The 22,743-nt window shown below is 66.8% G+C and carries 17 protein-coding genes and 1 pseudogene; 2 read left to right on the top strand and 16 right to left on the bottom strand.

Annotation, left to right across the window (positions count from 1 at the left end):
* Positions 1–5: 5 nt before the first annotated feature.
* From ACSQ9I_RS31325 to ACSQ9I_RS31265, 13 genes are all read right to left on the bottom strand, one after another.
* Positions 6–1,184 carry an ABC transporter substrate-binding protein gene (locus tag ACSQ9I_RS31325; protein ID WP_436297050.1) on the bottom strand — a complete coding sequence of 393 codons (1,179 nt, stop codon included), beginning with the start codon at positions 1,182–1,184 and terminating at the stop codon, positions 6–8.
* A 121-nt stretch (positions 1,185–1,305) separates the two neighbouring features.
* The gene (locus ACSQ9I_RS31320; RefSeq protein WP_436315972.1) at positions 1,306–2,313 is read right to left on the bottom strand and encodes an NADPH:quinone oxidoreductase family protein; all 1,008 of its coding nucleotides are present in this window, start codon (positions 2,311–2,313) and stop codon (positions 1,306–1,308) included.
* 8 nt (positions 2,314–2,321) lie between these two features.
* Complete coding sequence (locus ACSQ9I_RS31315) at positions 2,322–3,089, bottom strand: glucose 1-dehydrogenase (RefSeq protein WP_436315971.1); 768 nt, start codon at positions 3,087–3,089, stop codon at positions 2,322–2,324.
* Positions 3,086–4,150, bottom strand: a complete 1,065-nt coding sequence (locus ACSQ9I_RS31310; RefSeq protein WP_436315970.1) for a phosphotransferase family protein — start codon at positions 4,148–4,150, stop codon at positions 3,086–3,088. The genes ACSQ9I_RS31315 and ACSQ9I_RS31310 overlap by 4 nt, the downstream gene beginning before the upstream one ends.
* A gap of 12 nt (positions 4,151–4,162) precedes the next feature.
* Positions 4,163–5,380, bottom strand: a complete 1,218-nt coding sequence (locus ACSQ9I_RS31305; RefSeq protein WP_436315969.1) for an acyl-CoA dehydrogenase family protein — start codon at positions 5,378–5,380, stop codon at positions 4,163–4,165.
* An 8-nt stretch (positions 5,381–5,388) separates the two neighbouring features.
* A complete protein-coding gene (locus ACSQ9I_RS31300; RefSeq protein WP_436315968.1) occupies positions 5,389–6,969 on the bottom strand; it encodes an acyl-CoA synthetase in 1,581 nt (526 codons plus the stop codon).
* Entirely contained in the window at positions 6,954–7,745 is a 792-nt protein-coding gene (locus tag ACSQ9I_RS31295) for an enoyl-CoA hydratase/isomerase family protein (RefSeq protein ID WP_436315967.1), read from the bottom strand. Before ACSQ9I_RS31295 ends, ACSQ9I_RS31300 begins: the two co-directional genes overlap by 16 nt.
* A 16-nt stretch (positions 7,746–7,761) precedes the next feature.
* The gene (locus ACSQ9I_RS31290) at positions 7,762–9,774 is read right to left on the bottom strand and encodes an acetyl/propionyl/methylcrotonyl-CoA carboxylase subunit alpha (RefSeq protein WP_436315966.1); all 2,013 of its coding nucleotides are present in this window, start codon (positions 9,772–9,774) and stop codon (positions 7,762–7,764) included.
* Positions 9,775–9,797: 23 nt separating this feature from the next.
* Complete coding sequence (locus ACSQ9I_RS31285; protein WP_436315965.1) at positions 9,798–10,952, bottom strand: acyl-CoA dehydrogenase family protein; 1,155 nt, start codon at positions 10,950–10,952, stop codon at positions 9,798–9,800.
* 22 nt (positions 10,953–10,974) lie between these two features.
* Positions 10,975–12,594, bottom strand: a complete 1,620-nt coding sequence (locus tag ACSQ9I_RS31280) for an acyl-CoA carboxylase subunit beta (protein WP_436315964.1) — start codon at positions 12,592–12,594, stop codon at positions 10,975–10,977.
* 55 nt (positions 12,595–12,649) lie between these two features.
* Positions 12,650–13,576, bottom strand: a complete 927-nt coding sequence (locus tag ACSQ9I_RS31275; RefSeq protein WP_436315963.1) for a phosphatidylglycerol lysyltransferase domain-containing protein — start codon at positions 13,574–13,576, stop codon at positions 12,650–12,652.
* Positions 13,573–14,379 carry a TIGR03084 family metal-binding protein gene (locus tag ACSQ9I_RS31270; protein WP_436315962.1) on the bottom strand — a complete coding sequence of 269 codons (807 nt, stop codon included), beginning with the start codon at positions 14,377–14,379 and terminating at the stop codon, positions 13,573–13,575. The genes ACSQ9I_RS31275 and ACSQ9I_RS31270 overlap by 4 nt, the downstream gene beginning before the upstream one ends.
* A gap of 17 nt (positions 14,380–14,396) precedes the next feature.
* On the bottom strand, positions 14,397–15,572 hold the full coding sequence (locus tag ACSQ9I_RS31265; protein ID WP_436315961.1) for an acyl-CoA dehydrogenase family protein: 1,176 nt from the start codon (positions 15,570–15,572) through the stop codon (positions 14,397–14,399).
* Positions 15,573–15,756: 184 nt separating this feature from the next.
* Between ACSQ9I_RS31265 and ACSQ9I_RS31260 the strand changes: the two genes are divergently transcribed.
* The gene (locus ACSQ9I_RS31260; protein ID WP_436315960.1) at positions 15,757–17,265 is read left to right on the top strand and encodes an AMP-binding protein; all 1,509 of its coding nucleotides are present in this window, start codon (positions 15,757–15,759) and stop codon (positions 17,263–17,265) included.
* Between the two features lie 31 nt (positions 17,266–17,296).
* Here the strand turns inward: ACSQ9I_RS31260 and ACSQ9I_RS31255 are convergent, their stop codons facing one another.
* Complete coding sequence (locus ACSQ9I_RS31255) at positions 17,297–17,848, bottom strand: DUF2889 domain-containing protein (RefSeq protein ID WP_436297064.1); 552 nt, start codon at positions 17,846–17,848, stop codon at positions 17,297–17,299.
* Between the two features lie 197 nt (positions 17,849–18,045).
* On the opposite strand from ACSQ9I_RS31255, the gene ACSQ9I_RS31250 reads away from it, so the two are divergent.
* Positions 18,046–19,848, top strand: coding sequence for an acyclic terpene utilization AtuA family protein (locus tag ACSQ9I_RS31250; RefSeq protein WP_436297065.1), 1,803 nt, complete (start codon positions 18,046–18,048; stop codon positions 19,846–19,848).
* Positions 19,849–20,209: 361 nt separating this feature from the next.
* On the opposite strand, the pseudogene ACSQ9I_RS31245 reads toward ACSQ9I_RS31250, so the two are convergent.
* Both ACSQ9I_RS31245 and ACSQ9I_RS31240 read right to left on the bottom strand, forming a co-directional pair.
* Positions 20,210–20,379, bottom strand: a pseudogene (locus tag ACSQ9I_RS31245) (adenosylmethionine--8-amino-7-oxononanoate transaminase); the annotation flags it as partial.
* Between the two features lie 171 nt (positions 20,380–20,550).
* A complete protein-coding gene (locus ACSQ9I_RS31240) occupies positions 20,551–22,581 on the bottom strand; it encodes an FAD-dependent oxidoreductase (protein ID WP_436297284.1) in 2,031 nt (676 codons plus the stop codon).
* Positions 22,582–22,743 lie beyond the last annotated feature (162 nt).

The raw sequence follows: 22,743 nt of genomic DNA, 5'->3' as shown, positions 1-22,743 counted from the left end.
CCGCGTCAGGGCTGCAGGTAGTCCGTGATCGGCACCCAGCGGCCGTTCACGATGTGCGAGATCCGCACGGCCTCGGAACCGAGGCGCTTGGTCTTGGTGAAGCTCATGGTGTCGAAGCCCAGTTTGTCGCGCGGGAAGGTCGAGATCTCCATCGTCTCCACGAAGCGCTGGGCGGTGAGATTCGGACCGACCTTCTCGAGCGTCTTGATGGTCCAGTCCATCGTGGCGTAGCCGAAGACGGCGTACTGGCCCGGGTCTTCGTTGTACTTGGCCTTGTAGGCGGCATACCAGTCGCGCAGCGCTTTCGACGGATCGTCCGGATAGGGCTGCGAACTCGCGTGCGAGGACAGGAAGCCCTCGGTCACCGCGCCGCCGAGCTTGGGCACGAGGTGCGAGTAGGAGGCCGAGGTGCCGATGAACTGCGGCGCGAAGCCGACTTTCTTCGCCTCGTTCAGCGTACCGATCGTCTCGCGCAAGGTCGTCCCCATCACGACCGTGTCGCAGCCGACGCTCTTTAGCTTGGCGACCTGCGACGAGAAGTCGGTCGCGCCGCGCTTGTAGGTGGTCTTCTCGACCACCGACTTGTTGAGTTCCTTCATCTGCGACTCGACGCCCTTCATGAGCTCCGAGCCGAGTTCGTCGTCCTGGATCAGCGAGCACCATTTGCGCTCCGGCTTGGTCTGGTTCAATGCCTTGACGATCACGCGGCCCTGCTGGTAGTAGGGCACGGCGAAAGCGAAGGCGAGCGGGGTCGGCGGGTCGTAGAGACCGCGCGCGGACGCCAGCGGAAAGGCGTGGATGACCCCGGCCTCGGTGAAGATCGGCATCGTGGTGAGCGCAAGGGCGGTGCCGATGTTGGCCACCGTGATGAAGATCTTGTCGTTCTGCACCAGCTTCTGCGCCGCCAGCACGGCCTTCTTGGTGTCGTAGCCGGAGTCTTCGACGATCAACCGGATCTTGCGGCCGGCCGGGCCGCCTGCGGCATTGGCCTCCTCGATCCGCATGTTCATGCCGTTGACCGTCTCCTTGCCGAAGGCGGCGATCGGGCCGGACAGGTCCTGGATGGTGCCGACCAGCACTTCGTTCTTGGTGACCCCTTGCGTCGCCTGCGCCTGGGCCAGCAAGGGGGCGGCGATGGCGGCAGCGACAAACCATGGGGCTGTGCGGCCAGCAGATCTCGTCATCTCGTCGACTCCTTCGAACTGTCGGAGCACCGGGAATCGGGTCTCCGCTGATGCAGTTTCGCTAGAGCACGGACACGCGTCTTGCGCCGAGACGCTGCACTGCGCGACACGAGGGATATCCCTATCCGGGCTGCCGCGGGGACGCGCGGCCGAGCTCGGTCGTCAGCATGATCTTTCCCGTTGCGCGCCGATCAGCGACGACGCGCAACGCTTCGGCCGCCCGCTCCAGCGGATAGCGCGCGGTGATGGCGGGCCGGATGCGTCCTTGCTGGAGCCATCCCAGCAGTTCCTGCATGAGGCTGTCGTAGCGCCGCGGCTCGGCCTGGGAGAAGCCGCCGTAGAACACCCCGACGATCGCACAGCCCTTGAGCAATACGAGGTTGAGCGCGGGCCGAGGGATCTCGCCGGCGGTGAAGCCGATCACCAGGTAGCGGCCCTTCCAGGCCATGCTGCGCAGCGCCGGCTCGGTGTAGCTTCCGCCGACCGGGTCGTAGACCACGTCGACGCCGCGCCCTCCGGAGAGGGCCTTGACGCGTTCACGCAGATCTTCCGTGGCGTAGTTGATGGTCTCGTCGGCCCCCAGGGCCTTGCACAAGGCGAGCTTCTCGTCGGTCGATGCGGCGGCGATGACCTTCGCGCCCATGAGCTTGCCGAGTTCGATGGCCGACAGGCCCGTGCCGCCGGCCGCGCCCAGCACCAGCAGGGTTTCGCCGGGCTGGATGGCGGCGCGGTCCTTCAGCGCGTAATGCGAGGTGCCATAGGTGATGACCAGGGCCGCGGCGGCCTCCATGTCCACACCGCCAGGCAAGCGCACGAGCTTGCTCGCGTCGGTCAGCACTTCCTCGGCAAAGCCGCCCCAGCCGCAGACGGCAATGACGCGATCGCCGGGTGCATGGCCCTTGACGCCCTCGCCCACCTGCTTGACGGTACCCGCCACTTCGCCGCCGGGCGAGAACGGCAGTTCGGGCTTGAACTGGTACTTGTTCTCGATGATCAGCGTGTCGGGAAAGTTGACGGCACTCGCGTGGACCGACACGAGCACCTGCCCCGGACCCGGCACGGGGGAAGCGACCTCTTCGAGCACGAGCGATTCGGGAGGGCCGTGGCGTTTGGCAAGGACTGCTTTCATGGGGGACCTCAGATCATGGAAATCGACATGCCACCGTCCACCGACAGGCTCGCGCCGGAGACGAAGGCGCCGGCCGGCGAACTCAGGTAGAGCACCGCATAGCCGATCTCTTCGGGTTGCCCGAGACGATGCACGGGCGTCTTCTTCAGGATGCGCTCGCGTGCCTCTCCGTCGAAGGCCTTTGCCAGGCGTGTCTCGATCACGCCGGGCAATACCGTGTTCGCCCGGATGCCGAACTCCCCGTACTCCAGCGCGAACACGCGGCTCATGCCGATCAGCGCCGTTTTCAGGGTGCCGTACAGGCTCAGCATTTTTTCCGGGTGCCAGGCCGACAGGGACGAGATGTTGACGATGCTGCCCCCGCCGCGCGGCTTCATGAGCTTCGCGGCTTCGACCGAGAGGAACCAGTAGCCGCGCAGGTTGACGTCGATTGCCTTGGTGAAGAGGCCGACGTCGATGTCCTCGATGGTGCGCCACGGACTCATCACGGCGTTGTTGACCAGGATGTCCAGTCCGCCGTGCGTCGCCTGGAGATGCGCGGCCATCTCGGCGATGTCTTCCATGCGTCCGATGTGACAGGCGCGGGCTTCGGCGCGAAGGCCTTCGTCGCGCAAGGTCTGCGCCACGTGCTCGCAGTCGTCCGCCTTGCGGCTGCTGATGACCACGTGCGCGCCAGCCTGCGCCAGCACGCGGGCAGTCGCCGCGCCGATGCCCTGCGTAGAGCCCGTGATCAAGGCTACCTTGCCGCTGAGGTCGAAAGGATTGTGGGGTGTCATGGGATTGATTCCAAAGTGTTCAGGCCCGTACGCGCGAACACGTCCATCGTGTTGCCGAACAGGAGCGCGCTTTCGGCGACCGCCGTGCCCAGCGCGGCACGGCGGCGCAGTCCCGCCGACATGGCGGCCTGGCGAAACATCGCGAAGGCCTTGTAGAAGCGCATGTCGGTGCGCGGGTCCATTTGCATGGCGCGCAGGTAGCGGTCGGCCATCCAGGCCGAGTCCGGCAAGCCCGCGGCCGCACGATCGATGCCGGCCAGGCCCGGCAGCAGATAGTCGGCCGGCAGCTCCTGAACACCCAGGAATTGCCCGAGATCGGCCAGCGGATGACCCAGGGTCGACAGCTCCCAGTCGAGCACGGCCACCACGCGGTCGCCGTCGCGCTCGAACATCAGGTTGTCCAGCCGCGAGTCGCCGTGCAGAAGGACGGTCGGGTGCTCGGCCCGCGGCAGCGCGGTTTGCAGGCGGCCAATGAGCTCATCCATTTCTGCCACGCCCTCGGGCATGGCGGTGCGGTACTGCTGCGTCCAGCGGTGCAGCTGGCGCTCGAAATAGTTGCCCGCGCGGCCGAAGTCGCGCAGGCCGAGCGCATCGATGTCGGTGCGGTGGATCGCAACCAGGTTGTCGATGGCCGCGACATAGATGTCTGCGCGGCGCTCGCGCGGCAGCTCCGGCAGCCCGACGTGACGATGCACCACGCCATCGACGAAATCCATCAGGTAGAACTGCACGCCGACCACGTCGAGCTCGTTGCAGAGGACGTGCAGCTTCGGGACCGGCACTGCGCTGCCGTACAGCGCCGAGAGGATGCGGAACTCGCGGTCGAGCGCATGCGCCGATTTCAGCAGCTGCCCGGCCGGCTGCGTGCGCAGGATGTATTGGCCGCTGTCGGCGGTGAGCCGCCAGATCGGATTGGAGTTGCCGCCCACCAGGCGCTCGGCCTGCCGCAGGCCGCGGAAGCCCGCCGCGTGCACCTGCAGGTAGGTGCCGAGCCGACCCAGGTCCAGGGGCGGCGTGCTGACCACGCGGTCCGGCGCGATCGAAGACACCGATGCGTTCATCGTCGCTGGCCCTCAGGCCACCGACGCCGCATGGCGCTTGAGCAACTGCTGGCCGACGGCCGACAGATGGACCTGGTCCGGCCCATCGCCGATGCGGATGAAGCGCGCGTAGACATAGGCGCGCGGCAGGAAGGTGTCCTGCGACACGCCGGCGCCGCCGTGGACCTGGATGCTCCGGTCGATCACGCGCGCGGCCATGCTGGGCACCACGATCTTGGCCGCGGCGATCAGGTCCCTGGCGGCCTTGTTGCCTTCGCGGTCCATCTTGTCCGCGGCGCGCAGCGTGAGCAGGCGCGCCTGCTCGATTTCGCAGAACGAATGCGCGATATCTTCCCGCACCGAGCCCTGTTCGCCCAGGGCCTTGCCGAAGGCCACGCGCGTGTTGGCGCGCCGGCACATCAGCTCGAGCGCGCGCTGCGCACAGCCGATCAGGCGCATGCAATGGTGGATGCGCCCCGGACCGAGGCGCCCCTGGGCGATCTCGAAGCCGCGGCCCTCGCCCAGCAGGATGTTGCCGGCGGGGACCCGCACGTTGTCATAGACGATCTCGGGATGTCCCACCGGCGCATCGTCATAGCCGAAGGCTGTGATGTCGCGCACGATGCGCACGCCGGGCGTGTTCTTCGGCACCAGGATCATCGACTGCTGCCTGTGGCGTTCAGGATGGTCGGGGTCGGTCTTGCCCATCACGATCAGCAGCGTGCAGTCTTCGTTCAGCGCGCCGGAGGTGAACCACTTGCGTCCGTTGATGACGTAGTGGTCGCCGTCGCGACGGATCTCGCACTGGATGTTGGTGGCGTCGCTGGACGCCACGGCCGGCTCGGTCATCGAAAAGGCCGATCGGATGGTGCCCGCCAGCAGGGGCTCGAGCCATTCGGACTGCTGCGCCGGGGTGCCGTAGTTCGCCAGCACTTCCATGTTGCCGGTGTCGGGCGCCGAGCAGTTGAAGATCTCCGGCGCCCACAGGACCCTTCCCATGGACTCCTTGACCGGCGCGTACTCGAGGTTGCTCAGGCCGCTGCCGTGAGCGCCCGAGAGGAACAGGTTCCACAAGCCCTCGGCACGTGCGCGCGCCTTCAGCGCCTGCAGCACCGGCGGAGTTCGGTAGGGATGAGGGCTTTGGCGAACCTGCTCGTAGTACAGATGCTCGACCGGATAGACGTGTTCGTCCATGAACTCGCCGACACGCTTCTGCAGTGCCAGCGATCGCTCGGAGTGGTTGAAGTCCATGCTGTTCCTCAGGAGCTGGCGCCCGGATCGCGCAGGCGTGCCTTCTGCACCTTGCCGGTCGGATTGCGCGGCAGCGCATCGACCAGCCGCAGCTCCCTCGGCAGCTTGTAGCGCGCCAGGCGGGATTCGGCGAAGGCTTGCAGCGCCTCCAGCGTGATCGACTTGCCGGGCTTGGGTGCCACGACCGCCACGACGCGTTCACCCCAGCGCTCGTCGGGCGCGCCGATCACAGCCACCTCGGCGATGTCCGGGTGGTCGTACAGCACGCTCTCCACCTCGGCCGGGTAGATGTTCTCGCCGCCGCTGATCACCATGTCCTTGAGCCTGTCGCAGATGTAGAGGAAGCCCTCGGCATCCCGGTAGCCCACGTCGCCGCTTCGAAACCAGCCGTCGCGCGTGAAGCAGGCCTCGGTGGCCTCGGGCCGGTTCCAGTAGCCCTTCATCACGTTGGCGCCGCGAACGCAGATCTCGCCCGGCTTGCCGGCCTCGGTGATGGGGACGCCGACGTCGTCGACGAGGCGGATCTCCGTCAGCAGCGGCGGCGTGCCGCTGGACCCCAGCTTGTCCACCGCGCGGTCCGGGTTCAGGAAGGTGATCATCGACGCCGTCTCCGTCATGCCGTAGCCCTGATGGACCGGGATGCCGCGCGCGTTGTAGAGCCGAAGCAGCGGCTCGGGCATCGGAGCGCCGCCGACCGATACCAGCCGGAGCGAGCCCAGGTCGGCCTGCTTGAAGTCGGGATGCTGGCTGATGAAGAGCAACATGGCGGGTACGGCGAAGGTCACCGTCACGCGGTACTGCTCGATCGCTTGCATCACCGCCGCGGCATCGAAGCCGCGCTGCAGCACCAGGTGGCCGCCGACGAGCAGCGTGGTCAGGGTGCCGCACAGCAGGCCGCCCACATGGAACATCGGCGCGAAGTTCAACGTGACGTCGGTCGAGACCATGTCCCACAGCAACAGCTCGTTGAGGTCGTTGGCCCAGAAGTTCCCATGGGTCAGCATCGCGCCCTTGGGATGGCCGGTGGTGCCGGAGGTGTACATGATCACGGCCACGTCGTCGGCCGCGACCGGGACGGCGTCGGGCACGGCGAGGGGTCCGGCCATCAGCGCGTCGGCCGACTCCCAGCCGGGTGCACCGCCTGTGCGGTGGATGAAGCGCAGGCTGCCCAGCGTGTCGCGCACGGCATCGATGACCGCGATGTGTTCCTCGCCGACGACGACGGTGTGCAGGCCGGCGTCGCCGATGATGAAGGCGAGCTCCGGCCCGCTCAGGCGGAAGTTCAGCGGCACGCAGATGGCGCCGAGGCGTGCCGTGGCGAACAGCACGACCACGAACATCGGGTCGTTGAAGCCGAGGTAGCCGACGCGCACGCCCGCCTTTGCGCCGCGTGCCGCCAGCACCGCCGACATGCGCTCGATGCGCTCGGCGAGCTCGCCGTAGGTCCAGGTGATTCCGTCGCAGGTCAGCGCGGGCCGGCGCGGCACGCGCGCGGCGCGGCGGGAGAGCCACTCGGCCAGGCCGACCGCATGGGCGCCGCCGGCCATGGCCGAAGCGGCCGTGAGGCCGGCGCTCAGCGTCCGGTCCATACGGGCTTCCTCTTTTCGTTGAAGGAGGCGAGGCCTTCTTTTGCGTCCTCGGTCATCGCCAGCAGCGCGATCTGGCTCTCGGTGTAGGCGATGCCTTCGTCGAAGGACATCGATGCCAGAGCACGCATCGCATACTTGCCGCGGCGCAGCGCCGTGGGCGACTTGGTGGCGAGCCGATCGACCAGCCACTGCGTCTTCGCGTCCAGCTCGGCGGCCGGCACCACGTAGTTGAGCAGGCCGCCCTCCTTCGCCTCCGCGGCGCTGAAAGGCTCGCCCGTCAGGCACCACTCGCGCACCAGGCGGCGCGGTGCCATCGCCTGCAACAGGCTCAGCACCTGCATCGGGAACAGGCCGATCTTGACTTCGGGCAGTCCGAACAAGGCGTTGTCGGCCGCGATCGCCATGTCGGTCATGCACAGCAGGCCGAGGCCGCCGGCCATGCAGACGCCGTTGATGCGCGCGATGCTCGGCAAGGTGGCGTTCTGCGCCTCGCGCAGCATGTCGGCGTAGTCGATGTTGGGCTGCGACAGGTCGAACGCGAAGCCCGCGCCCGGCTGCATGTCGCCGCCGGCGCAGAAGGCCTTCTCGCCCGCCGCGGTGAGCACGATCACGCGCACGTCGGCGTCGGCATGGGCCTGGCGGTAGCCCTCCCGGATGCCGGCCACGACGTCCTTGTTGATTGCGTTGCGCTTGTCCGGTCGGTTGATGGTGATCCACATCGCGCGGTCACGCTTTTCCAGAACAACGGCGGGGGGTGTGGTGCTTGCGTCGGTCATCTCTTTGCTCGCTTTCCTATGCAGCGGTCGCCGCCGCCGGCGGGGCCTCCACCGCCGCTTCGATTTCCGCCACCACGCGGCTCGCGCCCACCTGGTCCCCGGTCTTGACGTGCAGCGCCGTGACCTTGCCCGCCAAGGGCGCCGCATGGATGTGCTCCATCTTCATCGCCTCCAGCGTGACGATCGGCTGCCCGGCCTCGACCGCATCGCCGACGGCGACCATGACTGCGACCACCCGCCCGTTCATCGACGCGCGCAGCTTGCCGTCGCCGGCGGCATCGCCTTGCCGTGCCGATGCCGCGCGCGTCTTGTCTTCCACGCGCACGGGCACGCCGCGGTAGTGCAACAGCAGCATCGCCCCATCGCGATGGAACACCGCACTTTCCAGCACCTCGTCGCAGACGAAACGCACCGAGGCCTCGGCCAGGTCGACCAGGTCGACCTCGAAGTCGTGCTCGACGATGGTCACGTGGAAGCGGCGTTCGCGCGTGACGACGATGCTGGCATTCACCAGGCGTCCGCCGATGTCGAAGCGCAATGAGATCGGCAGGCTGTGCGTGAAGCGCCGGCCCTTCGGCCTTTGCCGGCGATCGCCGGTGGTCTCGTACAGGAGCACCGCGGCGAGGGCCGCGGCGCGGCCCTGCAGATCGGTGTCAGGCGCCAGCAGCTCGTCCTGATGCCGGGCGATGAAGGCCGTGGTCGCGCCCCCTTCGGCAAACACCGGATGCGCGAGACAGCGCTCGAGAAAAGACTGGTTGGTCGTCACGCCCAGCGCCACCGCGTCTTCGAGGCCCGCAACAAGCTTCCGGCGCGCCTCGTCGCGCGTCCGGCCATGGCTGATGATCTTCGCGATCATCGAGTCGTAGAACGGCGGGATCTCGCCGCCCGACCACAAGGCATCTTCCACCCGCAAGTGAGCAGGCATCTTCCACAGGGCCATCGTGCCGCTCTGCGGCATGAAGCCCCTGTCGGCATCCTCGGCGCAGAGCCGCACCTCGATCGCATGGCCGCTGAACTGGACTTGCTCCTGGGTCAGCGGCAGCGGCTCGCCCGCGGCGACCCGCAGCTGCAGCTCCACGAGGTCCAGCCCGGTGATCGCCTCGGTCACCGGATGCTCGACCTGCAGCCGCGTGTTCATCTCCATGAAATAGAAGTTGCCGTCCTTGTCGAGCAGGAACTCGAGCGTGCCCGCGCCTTCGTACCGGATGGCCTTGACCGCGGCGACCGCGGTCGCACCCATGCGTGCGCGCAGCTCCGCGCTCACGGCCGGCGACGGCGCCTCCTCGATCAGCTTCTGGTGGCGGCGCTGCACCGAGCAGTCACGTTCGCCCAGATGGATGGCATTGCCGTGGCGATCGGCGAACACCTGGATCTCGATGTGGCGAGGCTCGACGATCGCGCGTTCGAGGATGACCTCGGGATTGCCGAACGCACTTTGCGCTTCGGAGCGTGCGCTTCGCAGCAGTTCGGGAAATTCGCTGGCCGAGCGCACCAGCCGCATGCCGCGCCCTCCGCCGCCGGCGGTCGCCTTGATCATCACCGGGAAGCCGGTTCGCTCGGCTTCGGCGGCAAGGCGCGCTTCGCTCTGGTCGTCGCCCTGGTAGCCGGGGATGCAGGGAACGCCCGCCGCCTGCATCAAGGTCTTGGCACCGGCCTTGTTGCCCATCGCAACGATGGCCTCGGGCGATGGGCCGATGAAGACCAGCCCCGCATCCTTGCAAGCCTGGGCGAAGTCCTCGTTCTCGGCCAGGAAGCCGTAGCCCGGATGTACGGCGTCCGCGCCGCTCAGTTGGGCCGCCTCGATGATGCCCGGGATGCGCAGGTACGACTGTGCGGGCAATGGCTCCCCGATGCAGACGGCCTGGTCGGCCTCCTGGACATGGCGCGCATTCGCGTCGGCCGTGGAGTACACCCCCACCGTGCGGTAGCCAAGGGCGCGCGCGCTGCGGATGACCCGCAGGGCAATCTCGCCGCGATTGGCGATCAGGATCTTGCGGAAGGGCGTTGGAGTGGGGGTCGAGACGGTCATGAAATGGGGTCCAAGAGTTGAGTTCAGGAGGCCTTCGGAAAGGTGCCCATGAACTTGCTGAGAATCTGAAGCATTACTTCGTCGGCGCCGCCGCCAATGGACGTCAGGCGGCCGTCTCGGAAGATGCGCGAGATGTGGCTTTCATCCATGAAGCCCATGCCGCCCCAGAACTGCAGGCACCCGTCGGCCACTTCCCTGATCACCCTGCCCGCCTTGAGCTTCGCCATGGTGGCCGTGCGGGTCGCATCATGGCCGGCCACGACCTCTTCCACGCCTTGCCAGCAGAGCGCGCGCAGGCTGGCGACCTCGGTCTGCAGTTCGGCCAGCTTGTAGTGGACCCATTGGTTGTCGAGGATGGAGCGGCCGAAGGCCTTGCGCTCGCGCGTGTAGTCGATCGTGATGTCGATCGCCCTTTGCGCCATGCCGGCGTTGTTGAGCGCGCCCCACAGACGCTCGATCTGGAACTGCTCCATCTGGTAGATGAAGCCCATCCCCTCCTCGCCGATTCGGTAGCGCTGCGGCACCCGGACGCCGTCGAAATACAGTTGAGCGGTGTCTGAGGCATGCATGCCCATCTTCTTGAGCTTGCGGGCGACCGACACCCCCTTCGTCTTCATCGGAACGATGATCAGCGACTTGTTGCGGTGAGGCGCGCCCTCGGAGGTGTTGGCCAGCACGCAGCAGAAATCGGCCTGCGTGCCGTTGGTCGTCCACATCTTGCCGCCGTCGATCAGATAGTCGTCGCCGTCCTTGCGCGCCGTGGTCTTGACCGACGCGACGTCGGAGCCGCTGCCGACCTCGGAAACCCCCAGGCAAGCCACGTACTCGCCGGAGATCGCCGGTGCGAGGAACTCGTCGCGAAGCTCCCTGCTGCCGCGGTGCGCGAGCGCCGGCGTCGCCATGTCGGTCTGCACGCCGATGGCCATCGGCACGCCGCCGCAGTTCATCAGCGCCAGGCTTTCGGCCATCACGGCGCCATAGGAATAGTCGAGGCCGGATCCGCCGTTCTCGACCGGCTTGGTGAGGCCGAGCAGGCCCAGCTGGCCCATGCGCTTGAAGATCTCGTGGGCCGGAAACACCTCGGCTTCCTCCCAGGCGTCGACATGGGGGTTGACCTCGTTGTCGATGAAGCGCTTGAGCGTGTCGCGCAAGGCCTCGTGTTCGGGTGTCAGTTGCATTGACAATCCTTTGTGCGTCGGATCAGGGCCGGGCGACCGAGAACTGCATGGCCTGCGGTTGGCGCAGTTCGGCATCGCGGCAGATCGCCAGCACCTTGGCGAGCACGGCACGCGTGTCGCGCGGATCGATGACGCCATCGTCGAGCACATGCGCGCTGGTCGTGAACACGCTCATCTGGCTGTCGAAGCGATCGATGATGCGGCGCTCCAGGTCGTCGAGCTTGGCCTGGTCGACTTCGCCCTTTCGCTTCATCGCGGCCTCGGTCACGATGACCATGGTCTTCGCGGCCTGCTCGCCGCCCATCACCGCGGTCTTGGCGTTGGGCCATGAAAAGCAGAAGCGCGGATGGAAGCCGCGCCCGCACATGCCGTAGTTGCCGGCGCCGAAAGAGGCACCGCAGTAGATCGTGATCTGGGGCACCGTCGCGTTGGTCACGGCCTGGATCATCTTGGAGCCGTGCTTAATGATGCCGGCCTCCTCGTAGTCCTTGCCCACCATGAAGCCGGTGGTGTTGTTGAGATAGAGGATCGGCGTCTTCGACTGGCAGCAGGCTTGGATGAAATGGGTGGCCTTGGTGGCGCCGGCCGGGTCGATCGGGCCGTTGTTGGTGACGATGCCCACCGGCAGGCCCTCGATCTTGATGTGGCCGACCACGGTGGCGCCGCCGTAGTTTTCTCCGAACTCGAGGAACTCGGAGTCATCGGCGATGCGCGCGATCACCTGCTTCATGTCGACCGGGCGCTTGTGGTCCATGGGCATGATGCCCAGCAATTCCTCGGCGTCATGGCGCGGCGGCTTGAACTCGTGCGGCCGCCCGGGCGGGATGTCGCGGTTCCAGTTGATGTTGGCGAGAATCTCGCGCGCGATGCGGATGGCGTCGCGGTCGTCCTCGGCCAGGTAGTCGCCGAGGCCCGAGATCGAGGTGTGCATGAGGGCGCCGCCCAGCTCTTCCTCGGTCGCGATCTCGCCGGTCGCGGCCTGCAGCAGCGGTGGTCCCGCCAGGAAGGCCCGCGAGCGGCCCCGCACCATCACGATGTAGTCCGAGAGACCCGTCTGGTACGCGCCGCCCGCGGTGGACGAACCGTGCGTGACGGTGATCACGGGCAGCCCCGCCGCCGAGAGGCGGGCGATATTGCGGAACAGGTTGCCGCCGGTGACGAACTCCTCGACCTTGTAGGTCATCAGGTTGGCGCCCGCGCTTTCGACCAGCTGGATGTAGGGAAGCTTGTTCTCCAGCGCCAGCTCCTGCATGCGCAGCTGCTTGGGAATGCCCATGGGCTGCAGGGCGCCGGCGTCGATGCCGGAGTCGGATGCGTTGATCATGACTCGCACCCCCGACACCCAGCCGATGCCGCCGATGACGCCGCCGCCCGGAACGCTTTTTTCAAGGTCGGGGTTGTCCAGGCCCAGTCCCGCCAGCGAACAGATCGGAAGAAAGGGCGTGCCGGGGTCGAGCAACAGCGACAGGCGCTCGCGCGGCAGCAATTGCCCCCGCTTCTCGAAGCGCTCGCGCGACTTGGCCGAGGTCGCGACGCTGCGCTGTTCGTAGCCTCGTACGCGCTCGATCAGGGCCAGCATGCCGTCCCTGTTCGCCTGGAAGGCCTCGCCGCTGGTGGAGATGTTCGACTCGATGATTGCCATGTGCTGCCTGCCTTGCCTGCGTCCGCGTTGTGGATTGCTTGATGGGTGAGCCAGATTAGGTAGAAATCCGCGCGCCGTCTTGCGCGTACTCGCTGTCGATGGGCAACGGGCCTTCGGGATTCAGCCGCACGCGCAGCTTCGGCAGCATGGCGCTCGGCTGGAAGGACATCTTGCTGCGCCTGAAACCGGGCAGCCCCATGTCCTGCTCGAAGTTGAGCCATGCGACCCGGCGCGGAAACTGGGTGCAGAAGTGATGGAACATGTAGGGGTAGATGCCGTTGTGGCTGTCGAGCCCCTTGGCAAAGCGCATCACGAAGACCCCCGGCTGCAGCTCCTGCGCCAAGACAAATCCGACCGGCTGCCCCTCGGCAAAGTACAGGTAGCCCTCCAGGCCGAAGGCCGCGGCGCGGTCGATGGCTTCCAGGCAGGCGGCGTCGTCGGCTTCGCCTTCGCCCTTCCCTTTTTGCGCCATCCAGCCCTGGAGCACCTGCCGGGCGGCAGCGGCGAGGCTCTGGTCGAAGGGCCGGCTCGAGGGAACGTGGGCGGCGAGGAACTGGCGCATCAGGTTGCGCTTCTTGGCCAATGCGCGCCCGGGGTATACAGCAAAGGTGCTCGCCGCATACAGATAGTCGGCATCGTCGCGCGACGCTGAGATGCTGAAGCAGTCCGGCGCCAGCCGCGCCGCATGGCGGCTCGCCACAGGGTAGAAACAATCGTGGCCTTCGAGGAGCACGCGCAACGCGCCGATCGGTGCCGCGCCCGGGTCGAACAAAGGCATCAGATGTCGCGTGCCATCGTAGGCGCGGCCCGAAATGCACGGCCATTCGCCGGCCAGGAAGCGGTAGTCGTGCGCAGCGCGAAAGAGGTAGAGGTTCGAAAACGCGTGGTCCGACAGGCAGTGTTCCGCGCTGCCCTGGCTCAGGCTGGCGAGGGCCGCGTCGATGGGCCGCCGCATCCGGAGATCGAGCGGCAGGCCGGTCAAGGGGCGTACACCACCTTGCGCACGCCCGGCGCCGGCGCATCGGCGGGCGGCCCGGCAAAGCACTGCGCCACCGACAGCCATTGCCGGGCAGACCCACTGCTGTACTCCAGGTCGGTATCGGCCAGGTTGCGCCGCTGCGTGACCAGCAGGCAGAAGTCCTCCGCGGTGCCACGCACGAACTCGGGCGAGGCCGGGTCGCCCCAGGCCCAGACGCCGCCCTCCGGGGCATCGAGCTCGACATGCGGAACGACGGCCGGCACCGGCAGCTTTCGATTGACGAAAGTCCAGCCGAAGGTGGTCACGCCGATGTGGGCAATGTGCTTGAGTCGGGAGGTCGCCGGGCGCCGGCGGGCCACCACGTCCCAGACGTCCTGGCCATGGGCCCAGGTCTCCATCAGGCGGGCAGTGGCAAAGGAGCGCGCACTCATGCTCGGTCCGTACCAGGGCAGTCGCGCCTTGGGGTCGAGGGCGGCCAGCGCGTCGACCAGCTGCCCGGAGAGGGGCTCCCAGTGCGCGAGCAGCGAAGGCCCGTCGAGGTGACCATACTCGTCCCGCGCGATCGCGCTGATTTCCTTGCCGGTGGCGAGAAGCGCATTGAGCGCAGCCGTGTCGCGCGCGAAGACATCGGGATCGGTGGCCGACTGCAAGCCGGTTTCGTCGAAGAAGCAAAGATGCGCGATCTCGTCCCACGGCGTCCAGCCGTAGAACTCGCTCTTCAAGCGCCATTGCGCCGGCGTCAACATGCGCGCCAGCGCCGCCAGTTCCGAATACTCGGCGCGAAGATCGCTGATGGTGTCGTTCATCGTGGTCCTGCTCTTGTCTATACACCCAGCTGCCGCGCAGCCAGGTCCTTCATCACCTCTTCCGATCCGCCGCCGATCATCATGACCTTGACCTCGCGGTAGATGCGTTCGCTCTGCGTGCCCCGCATGTAGCCCATGCCGCCCAGCAGCTGCACGGCCTGGTCGGCGCAAAACTGCATCGCCTGCGTCGCCTGGACCTTCGCCAGGCAGATGCGCGCCACCAGGCGCGCCGGATCGGAGAGTTGGTGCTCGATGCGGTAGGCCAGGTCATAGACGAGCGTGCGCGCGGCGTCGATGCGCAAGGTCATGTCCATCAGCTTGTGGCGCACCACTTGCCGCTCGGATAGCGGGATGCCGGACAAGGTCCGCTGGCGCGTCCAGTCCACCGCCTCCTTCAGGCACACCTCGGCATAGCCGCAGGCCAAGGCGGACATGAACAGCCGTTCGCTGTTGAAGTTCTTCATGAAGATCTTGAAGCCGCGGTTCTCGACGCCCACGAGGTTGGTTGCCGGAACCCTGCAGTTGTCGAAATGCAGATGCGCGGTGTCGGAGCTCCACCAGCCCATCTTCTTGAGCGGCGTGCGCGTGAGGCCCAGCGTGTCGCCGTCGATCACCAGCACCGAGATGCCGCCCGAGCCCTTGACCGCCGGGTCCGTGCGCACGGCGGTGGTGATGAAGTCGGCGCGGATGCCGGAGGTGATGAAGGTCTTCTCGCCATTCACGACGTAGTGGTCGCCGTCGCGGACCGCGGTGGTCCGGAGGTTGGCCACGTCGGAGCCGCCCGACGGCTCCGTGATGGCCAGCGCGGCGATCTTCTTGCCCGCCAGCACCGGCGGGATGACCCGGCGCTTGAGCTCGTCGCTGCCAGCAGCAAGAATGGGAGGCAACGCGATGCTGTGCGAATTCATCGAGGCCTGCACGCCCCCGCCGCCGCAGCGAGCGAACTCTTCGGCCACCACAAGCTGGTAGAACACATCGGCCGGCGTGCCGCCGTATTCCTCCGGATAGCCCAGTCCCTGTATGCCCATCTCGGCGGCACGTTCGTAGAGGGAGCGCGGGAAGGTCTCGGCCTCGTCCCACTCGTGCACGTTGGGGGTGATCTCGCGCGCGACGAAGTCGCGCAGGCTGGCTCGAAACTGTTCGTGGTCGGGGCTGAAATAGAAGGGCAGCGGTGGCGCGTCCAGAAACTCCATGGGTGTCTCCTGTGACTTCGAAGGCTAGCCCCTGCCTTGCGCCAGGTCTTGCGCCAACTCGCTAGGGTCAGCGACTTGGCGCAAGCCAATCGGTGACGCAGGCCTTAACCTGAGGACATCATTCTCCCGTCCTGGACCGCCCATGAATCCAACGCCAGAAGCCGGCCTGACCCTGTCCCAAGCCTTGGCGAGCGCCGCCCGCTCTCACCCGGCAGTCGTCGCCTACATCGATCGTGGCCGCAACTTCTCGTTCAGTGACGTCGAGGCGGCGAGCGACAGACTGGCGTGCGCCCTGCTGGCGCTCGGTTTGTCACGCGGCGACCGGCTGGCCTTGCTGGCCGACAACCGGATCGAGTGGCTGCAAATGTTCTTCGCAGCCGCCAGGATCGGCGTGGCGGTGGTTGCGCTCAGCCCCCGCTACCGGGACGCGGAGATCGAGTACATGCTCGGCGACAGCCAGACCCGGGCCGTCTTCACCCTGGGCCGGGTGGAGGACTTCGACTGCCTCGCCATGTTCGAACGGCTCGCGCCGCGCTTGCCCGACCTACGGCAGGTTGTCGCCATGGACGGCGATGACTTTGCCACCATGGCAGCCACCGTCGTGGATCCGGGCATGCTCGCCGCAGCTTCATCCGCGGTGCGCGCGGACGACCTTGTCATGGTGATCTATACCTCAGGGACGACCGGGCGCCCCAAGGGCTGCGCGCTGACCCACGCCAGCCTGCTGGCATCGGCGCGCGGCCAGGCGGACCATACGCGCGTGCGGGCCGGCGATCTCATGCAGCTGAGCAATCCGTTCAACCACGTCGGCGGGATCACCTGCGGCATCCTGTCGCAGATGCTCGCCGGCGGCAGTTGCGAGCTGGTGCCGGCGTTCAAGGCGAAGACGGTGCTCGACATGATCCGAAGGCACCCGCCGGCGATCCTGGTCGGCGTGCCGACGATGATGGCGCTGCTGCTGATGCATCCCGAATCGGAATCCGCGGACCTGAGCACGGTCCGCCTCATCATCACCGGCGGCTCCAACGTCGACGCCACGCTGCTTGCACAACTGCAGCAGCGCATGCCCCAGGCCACGGTGATGAACCTGTACGGCCTCTCGGAAGCCTCCGGAGCGCTGGTGATGACGCCCTGGGACTGCGCCGACGAGGACTTGATGCAGTCCATCGGCCAACCCCTGGCGGGCGCCGAAGTGCAAGTCATCGGGCCGGACGGCCGCGAACTGCCGCCCGGCGAAGTCGGCGAACTCCGCTTCCGCGGCCTCGGTGTGGTGCGCGGCTATATCGGCGCTGCCGCCGACTCCGGCGCATTCGCCGACGGCTGGCTGCACACCGGCGACCTGGGGCTGATCGACGAACGCGGCTTCATCACGCTCAAGGGCCGAATGAAGGACATGTACATCCAGGGCGGTTTCAACGTCTATCCGGCCGAGGTCGAGGCGCTGATCGCCACGCATCCCCAGGTGCTGATGGTCGCCGGCATCGGCGTGCCCGACCCTGTGCTCGGCGAAGTGGGCCGCTATTTCGTCGTCGCCAAGGAGGGCAGCGAGCTCACGTCCGCCGACGTTCTGGCCCATTGCGCCGGCAGGATCGCAGACTACAAGATGCCGCGGCAGATCGTGCTGCGCACCGAACTGCCGTTCACCCCGGCAGGCAAGATCCACAAGGCCCGGTTGCGATCAGAGCCTGTGTGACGCCGGGCGTGCGGCAAGGACGGTGCGCCCTTCAAGGGGCGAGCTTGTCCGCGCTGCGAAACCAGCGCGGATAGAAGGTCGCCACCATGGGCCCATCGGTCGCGAGGGCGTGGCAGCCGTCGAGATTGAAAGGCCGTTCCGTTTCTGGCTGGTGGATGTCACCGGCCAGCGTCTGGATCACGCCGGTGGCCATCGTCGAGAGCAATTCCGTCAGGTGCGTGCAGCCGCGCACGCCGGCGAAAAGGCGCCGTATGCTCCCGCGGAAACCGGGCCCCACGCGCAGGCCGACCAGCCCATCGTAAGTCGGGGTGATGCTGCCGCAGACGCCGGCGAACGGAGAAGCATCGGTGACAGCCACCGCCGCACGAATCAGCGCCGCGTCGTCGACCGTCAATCGCAACCACATCGAGTGGATGAACTGGCCGGCCGGGCGCCCGCCGCCGGGATAGCTCACGTCCTGTGCGCGCATGTCTGTCAGATGGCCTTCGACGTCCCACAGCCCGTCGCCTCGCCGATACCCGCGAATGCTGATGGTGCGGGTGTGCGTGGCCTCGCGCTCGACGGCGGATGGGGGCAAAGGCATTGAAGAGATCGCGATTCGGATGCTGGAGCGTCCATGGTGCCGGCGCCGTGAATGCATGTCTTGCGCCCAGTGGCTGCATGCCAGCATGTTGGCGCAAGCCTTTTGGGAAGCATCCCGGTAAGCTGACCGCCGTCGGAATTGCGCCGCCGCCCACGCGACGGCGCCTCACATTGCTCCACTCAAGCCAGGAATAGTTCATGACAAGCAGCAAGGAACCCACACAGAAAATCGTCCGCATCGGCGGCGCCTCGGGCTTCTGGGGCGACAGCATGGTGGCCGCGCCGCAGCTGGTGAAGCTGGGCAAGCTCGACTATCTGGTGTTCGACTTCCTGGCCGAGACGACGATGTCGATCCTGGCTTCGGCGCGCGCCAGGAAGCCCGAGATGGGCTATGCGACGGACTTCGTCGACATCGCGATGAAGTCCGTGCTCGGCGAAGTGAAGCGCCAGGGCATCAAGGTGATCAGCAATGCGGGCGGCATCAACCCGCAGGGATGCGCCGACGCGCTGCAGGCGCTGGCCGCCGCCGAAGGCATCTCGCTTCGCATCGCGGTCGTCGAGGGCGACGACGTCAGCGCGCAGATGCCGGCACTGCGCGAGCGCGGCGCCAAGGACATGTTCACCGGCGAGGCACTGCCCGAGAAGGTGCTGAGCGCCAACGCCTACCTCGGCGCGCTGCCGATCGCCGCCGCGCTCGCGGCGGGTGCCGAGGTGGTGATCACCGGGCGCTGTGTGGACAGCGCCGTCACGCTGGGACCGCTGATGCACGAGTTCGGATGGACCGGCCAGGACTTCGACCTGCTGGCCTCCGGCAGCCTCGCCGGGCACATCATCGAATGCGGATGCCAGGCCACCGGCGGCCTGCACACCGACTGGGAAGACATTCCCGACTGGGCGAACATGGGCTACCCGATCGTCGAGTGCCATGCCGATGGCAGCTTCGTCGTCACCAAGCCCGAGGGCACCGGCGGCAAGGTGATCCGCGCCAATGTCGCCGAGCAGATGCTGTACGAGATCGGCGACCCTGCCGCCTACATGCTGCCCGACGTCGACTGCGATTTTCGCGAGGTCGTGATCGAGCAGCAGGCGGACAACCGTGTGCGCGTCGGCCCTGCCAAGGGGCGAGCGCCCTCTGCGAGCTACAAGGTCTCCGCGACCCAGCTCGACGGCTTTCGCTGCGCGGGCAGCATGGTCATCATCGGCATCGATGCCGAGAAAAAGGCGCGACGCACGGCCGAAGCGATCATCGAACGCACCAGCAACATCCTGCGCGAGAGCGGCCAGCCGCCCTTCACTTCCACCTACATCGAGGTGATCGGCTCGGAGTCGCTCTACGGTCCGCACGCACGCACGCGGGACGTGCGCGAGGTCATGATGCGCGTTGTCGCCAATCATCCGCAGAAGGCCGCGCTCGCCATTTTCGCGCGCGAGATCGCACCGTCGGGCACGTCCTGGGCGCCTGGCACGACAAGCCCGGGCGGGGGGCGACCCTCGGTGTCGCCCTTGATCAAGCCCTTTTCATTCACGCTGGACAAGCAGGCCGTCGGCGTCGCATTCGTCCTCAATGGCGAACGCCACGCCGTCTCCGTTCCCCCCAGCGCGGGCGACACCCGTCCGCCGGCCACCGAGCCTCCTGCTCGCTTGGCGGATACCGGAGAGCTGCTGGAGGATGTGCGACTGATCCAACTCGCCTATGCACGCAGCGGCGACAAAGGCAACATCTCCAATATCGGCCTGATCGCGCGGCGCCCGGAGTGGTTGCCACTGCTGTGGGACCGGGTGACTTCGGAGGCCGTTCAGGGCTACTTTTCGCATATGGTTCACGGCAAGGTCGAGCGCTTCTATCTGCCGGGCACTGCCTCGATGAACCTGCTACTGCACGACGCCCTGGACGGCGGCGGCCCCTCGTCGATGCGCATGGACCCGCTCGGCAAGGGCATGGCGCAGATGCTGCTCGACATGACTATTTCGGTACCGAGATCTATCGCAGCGATTGTCTGAGAGCCCCCGATCGCTGTTCCGATCGAGCTACAGGTTCTGGGCCACATGCTGACGGATGCTCATGGCGGCCGCTCAAGGGCCTCGACGAGCACTTTGTTATGGAGGTGCCTAGAGGCTGAGGGCATTGAAGTCGCGAAGGCATGACCCACTTCATCTTCTAGGCTGGCGCCCAGCACATGGACCAGCGCCGGCGGCGCTGGCCGTCAGATATAGGTCCGCGCCGACCGCAGCAAGGCGTCAGTGATGACCGGGTGTGCGGCAATGAACGCACCGCCGATGCCGGCCGCCTTGCCCAGCGTGTCCATGCAGAGATCAGTCGCTCGCTGCACAGGCCGAAATGCGCCAGCGAGCCGCGGCCCTGCGCCAACATGACGTGGAGCAGCGTGTCGAGCTGACCCTTGACCGCCGCGTTCGAACAGGTTGACCCACCACGAACTGGTGGCGTCGAAGTAGCGGCCGCCGTCGTAGTCGAACACCCAAAGTCTCTCGCCGCAGGCGATCGGCAGGGGTGGCACAGCGGCGGCGCTTCATCAGCGTGCACGGGTGCCACACGTGCCGCAGGCTGCGCTGCTGCTAAGACGCGCCCACGAAGTTCATGACCGCGCGATGGATGGCGCAGCGTCGCTCGGGCCGGTGAGCTTCCGCCGGGCCTGCAATGGAGTTTGCATATCGTGTCTCCCCTTGAAGACGCCACGTCGCCCATCAGAGGGCCATGGCCGAACGTACGCCTTGTTCGATGGCGCGCATCGCGTCAAGCTCCAGCGCGAGCAGCGCGCCGCCGATCACCGTCGTGGGCAGCCCGAACCGCTGCAGCGGGCCCAACAGATCGGCCCGCGATTGCTGTCCGGCGCACACAACGATGGTGTCGGCCACGATGAGTCGTGGCTCATCATTCACCCGCACATGCAAGCCGTGGTCATCAATGCGTTCGTATTGCACCCCACCGAGCATGTGCACCCCCTTGCGCTCCAGAATCGCGCGGCGGATCCATCCGGTCGTCTTGGCCAGCCCTTGACCCAAGCGTGCCTCCTTGCGCTGCAGCAGCCAAACCTCACGAGGAGAGGCGGCATCGCGCGAAGGAACCAAGCCGCCCCGGGCTTGCACGGAAAGGTCGATGCCCCACGCCGCAGCAAAGCGATTCAGGGGCGAGTCGCCAGGAGGTTCGGCGTGGGTGAGCAGCTCGGCCACATCGAATCCGATCCCGCCGGCGCCGATGATCGCCACGCGCGCGCCGGCCTGGCGCCGCCCGGTGATCAGGTCGACGTAGCTCACCACTGAGGCATGTTCGATACCGACGATCTCGGGCACGCGGGCTGTCACGCCGGTGGCGAGTACCACGTGTTCGAATCCGTCGGCGGCCAGCTCATTGGCTGTCGCCTGGTGTTCCAGTCGCAGCTGCACGCCTGTCACCTCGATGCGCCGCGCGAAATATCGCAGCGTCTCGTTGAACTCCTCCTTGCCGGGAATTCGGCGAGCCAGGTTGAACTGTCCACCGATGACAGGTGCTGCGTCGAACAACACGACGTGGTGCCCTCGTTCAGCCGCGGTGACCGCGCAGGCCAGGCCGGCCGGGCCCGAACCTACCACCGCTACCCGCCGCGGTCGCGTGGCAGGGACGATATGCATCTCGGTCTCGCGGCAGGCCCGAGGGTTGACCAGGCAGCTGGTTTGGCCGCCGCTGAAGGCCTGATCCAGACAAGCTTGATTGCATGCGATGCAGGTGTTGATCTCATCCGCGCGGCCGGAGGCAGCCTTCTTGACGAATTCGGGGTCGGCCAACAGGGGGCGTGCCATCGAAATCATGTCCGCCTCACCCCGGGCCAAGATGCCTTCGGCGACTGCGGGGTCGTTGATACGGTTGCTGGCCACCACCGGAATGCGAAGTTCCCGCTTCAACCTGGCGGTGAGCGGTACGAAGGCCGCGCGCGGCACCATCGTCGCGATGGTGGGAATGCGGGCCTCGTGCCAGCCCACATAAGGGTTGATCATCGTGGCGCCCGCGTTCTGAATCTCGTGTGCGAGCGACACTACTTCATCCCAGGTGCAGCCGCCATCGACGAGGTCCAGCATCGAAAGCCGGTAGATGAGAATGAAATCTGCACGCGTGGCGGCGCGTGTGCGGCGAATCACCTCCAGTGCAAAGCGCATGCGGTTGGTCGCGCTACCGCCCCAGATGTCGGTGCGTTGGTTGGCGCGCGGCGCGAGGAATTGGTTGATGAGGTAGCCCTCGGCACCCATCACCTCCACGCCGTCGTACCCGACGTCCTGTGCCAGACGCGCGGCGAGTGCATAGTCGCCGATGCTGCGCTCGATGTCATCCTCCCTCATCTCGCGCGGCGTGACGCTCGAGATCGGCGAACGAATCGCCGAAGGCGCCACGCCTTGGGAGTGCCGGGCATAGCGGCCGGCATGCAGCAGTTGCATCGAGATGAGGCCGCCTTCAGCGTGCACGGCCGCGGTGATGCGCCGATGAGGTGCTGCATCGGCCGGGCTGGCGAGCGTGGTCATGTCCTTGAACATGTTGCCCTCAACGTTCGGCGACAGCCCGCCCGCGACGATCAGGCCGACGCCGCCGCGGGCGCGTTCTGCGTAGTACGCCGCCATTCGTTCGAAGCCGTTCGGCGCCTCTTCGAGCCCCGTGTGCATGGAGCCCATCAGCACGCGGTTGGGAAGAATGACGCCGCCCGGCAGTTCGATCGGGCTCAGCAACGTGGGGTAGGGTGAAAGATTCATGATGAGGAGTGGAAGTGCGCAGGACGTTCCCGGTGATCGCAAGCCTAGTGGGTTGGCTGCAAGCGCGTCTTGTGCCGAATGGCTGATCTGCGTGGCACGGTCAAGCCGACAGCTGACGCAGGCGGGCACTGAACGGTTCAGGGACTTTCGTGACGCGCCGGG

It is taken from the genome of Variovorax sp. LjRoot84 (assembly GCF_964254305.1).
In the GTDB taxonomy this organism is placed as follows: domain Bacteria; phylum Pseudomonadota; class Gammaproteobacteria; order Burkholderiales; family Burkholderiaceae_C; genus Variovorax.
Note: the sequence above shows the minus strand (reverse complement) of the source record. Positions and strands in the feature narration are given on the sequence as shown.

Bases quoted from the DNA above. Each gene is read 5' to 3' on its own strand.
- ACSQ9I_RS31325 (WP_436297050.1), bottom strand. From the start codon at position 1,184: ATGACGAGATCTGCTGGCCGCACAGCCCCATGGTTTGTCGCTGCCGCC.
- ACSQ9I_RS31320 (WP_436315972.1), bottom strand. From the start codon at position 2,313: ATGAAAGCAGTCCTTGCCAAACGCCACGGCCCTCCCGAATCGCTCGTG.
- ACSQ9I_RS31315 (WP_436315971.1), bottom strand. From the start codon at position 3,089: ATGACACCCCACAATCCTTTCGACCTCAGCGGCAAGGTAGCCTTGATC.
- ACSQ9I_RS31310 (WP_436315970.1), bottom strand. From the start codon at position 4,150: ATGAACGCATCGGTGTCTTCGATCGCGCCGGACCGCGTGGTCAGCACG.
- ACSQ9I_RS31305 (WP_436315969.1), bottom strand. From the start codon at position 5,380: ATGGACTTCAACCACTCCGAGCGATCGCTGGCACTGCAGAAGCGTGTC.
- ACSQ9I_RS31300 (WP_436315968.1), bottom strand. From the start codon at position 6,969: ATGGACCGGACGCTGAGCGCCGGCCTCACGGCCGCTTCGGCCATGGCC.
- ACSQ9I_RS31295 (WP_436315967.1), bottom strand. From the start codon at position 7,745: ATGACCGACGCAAGCACCACACCCCCCGCCGTTGTTCTGGAAAAGCGT.
- ACSQ9I_RS31290 (WP_436315966.1), bottom strand. From the start codon at position 9,774: ATGACCGTCTCGACCCCCACTCCAACGCCCTTCCGCAAGATCCTGATC.
- ACSQ9I_RS31285 (WP_436315965.1), bottom strand. From the start codon at position 10,952: ATGCAACTGACACCCGAACACGAGGCCTTGCGCGACACGCTCAAGCGC.
- ACSQ9I_RS31280 (WP_436315964.1), bottom strand. From the start codon at position 12,594: ATGGCAATCATCGAGTCGAACATCTCCACCAGCGGCGAGGCCTTCCAG.
- ACSQ9I_RS31270 (WP_436315962.1), bottom strand. From the start codon at position 14,379: ATGAACGACACCATCAGCGATCTTCGCGCCGAGTATTCGGAACTGGCG.
- ACSQ9I_RS31265 (WP_436315961.1), bottom strand. From the start codon at position 15,572: ATGGAGTTTCTGGACGCGCCACCGCTGCCCTTCTATTTCAGCCCCGAC.
- ACSQ9I_RS31255 (WP_436297064.1), bottom strand. From the start codon at position 17,848: ATGCCTTTGCCCCCATCCGCCGTCGAGCGCGAGGCCACGCACACCCGC.
- ACSQ9I_RS31250 (WP_436297065.1), top strand. From the start codon at position 18,046: ATGACAAGCAGCAAGGAACCCACACAGAAAATCGTCCGCATCGGCGGC.
- ACSQ9I_RS31240 (WP_436297284.1), bottom strand. From the start codon at position 22,581: ATGAATCTTTCACCCTACCCCACGTTGCTGAGCCCGATCGAACTGCCG.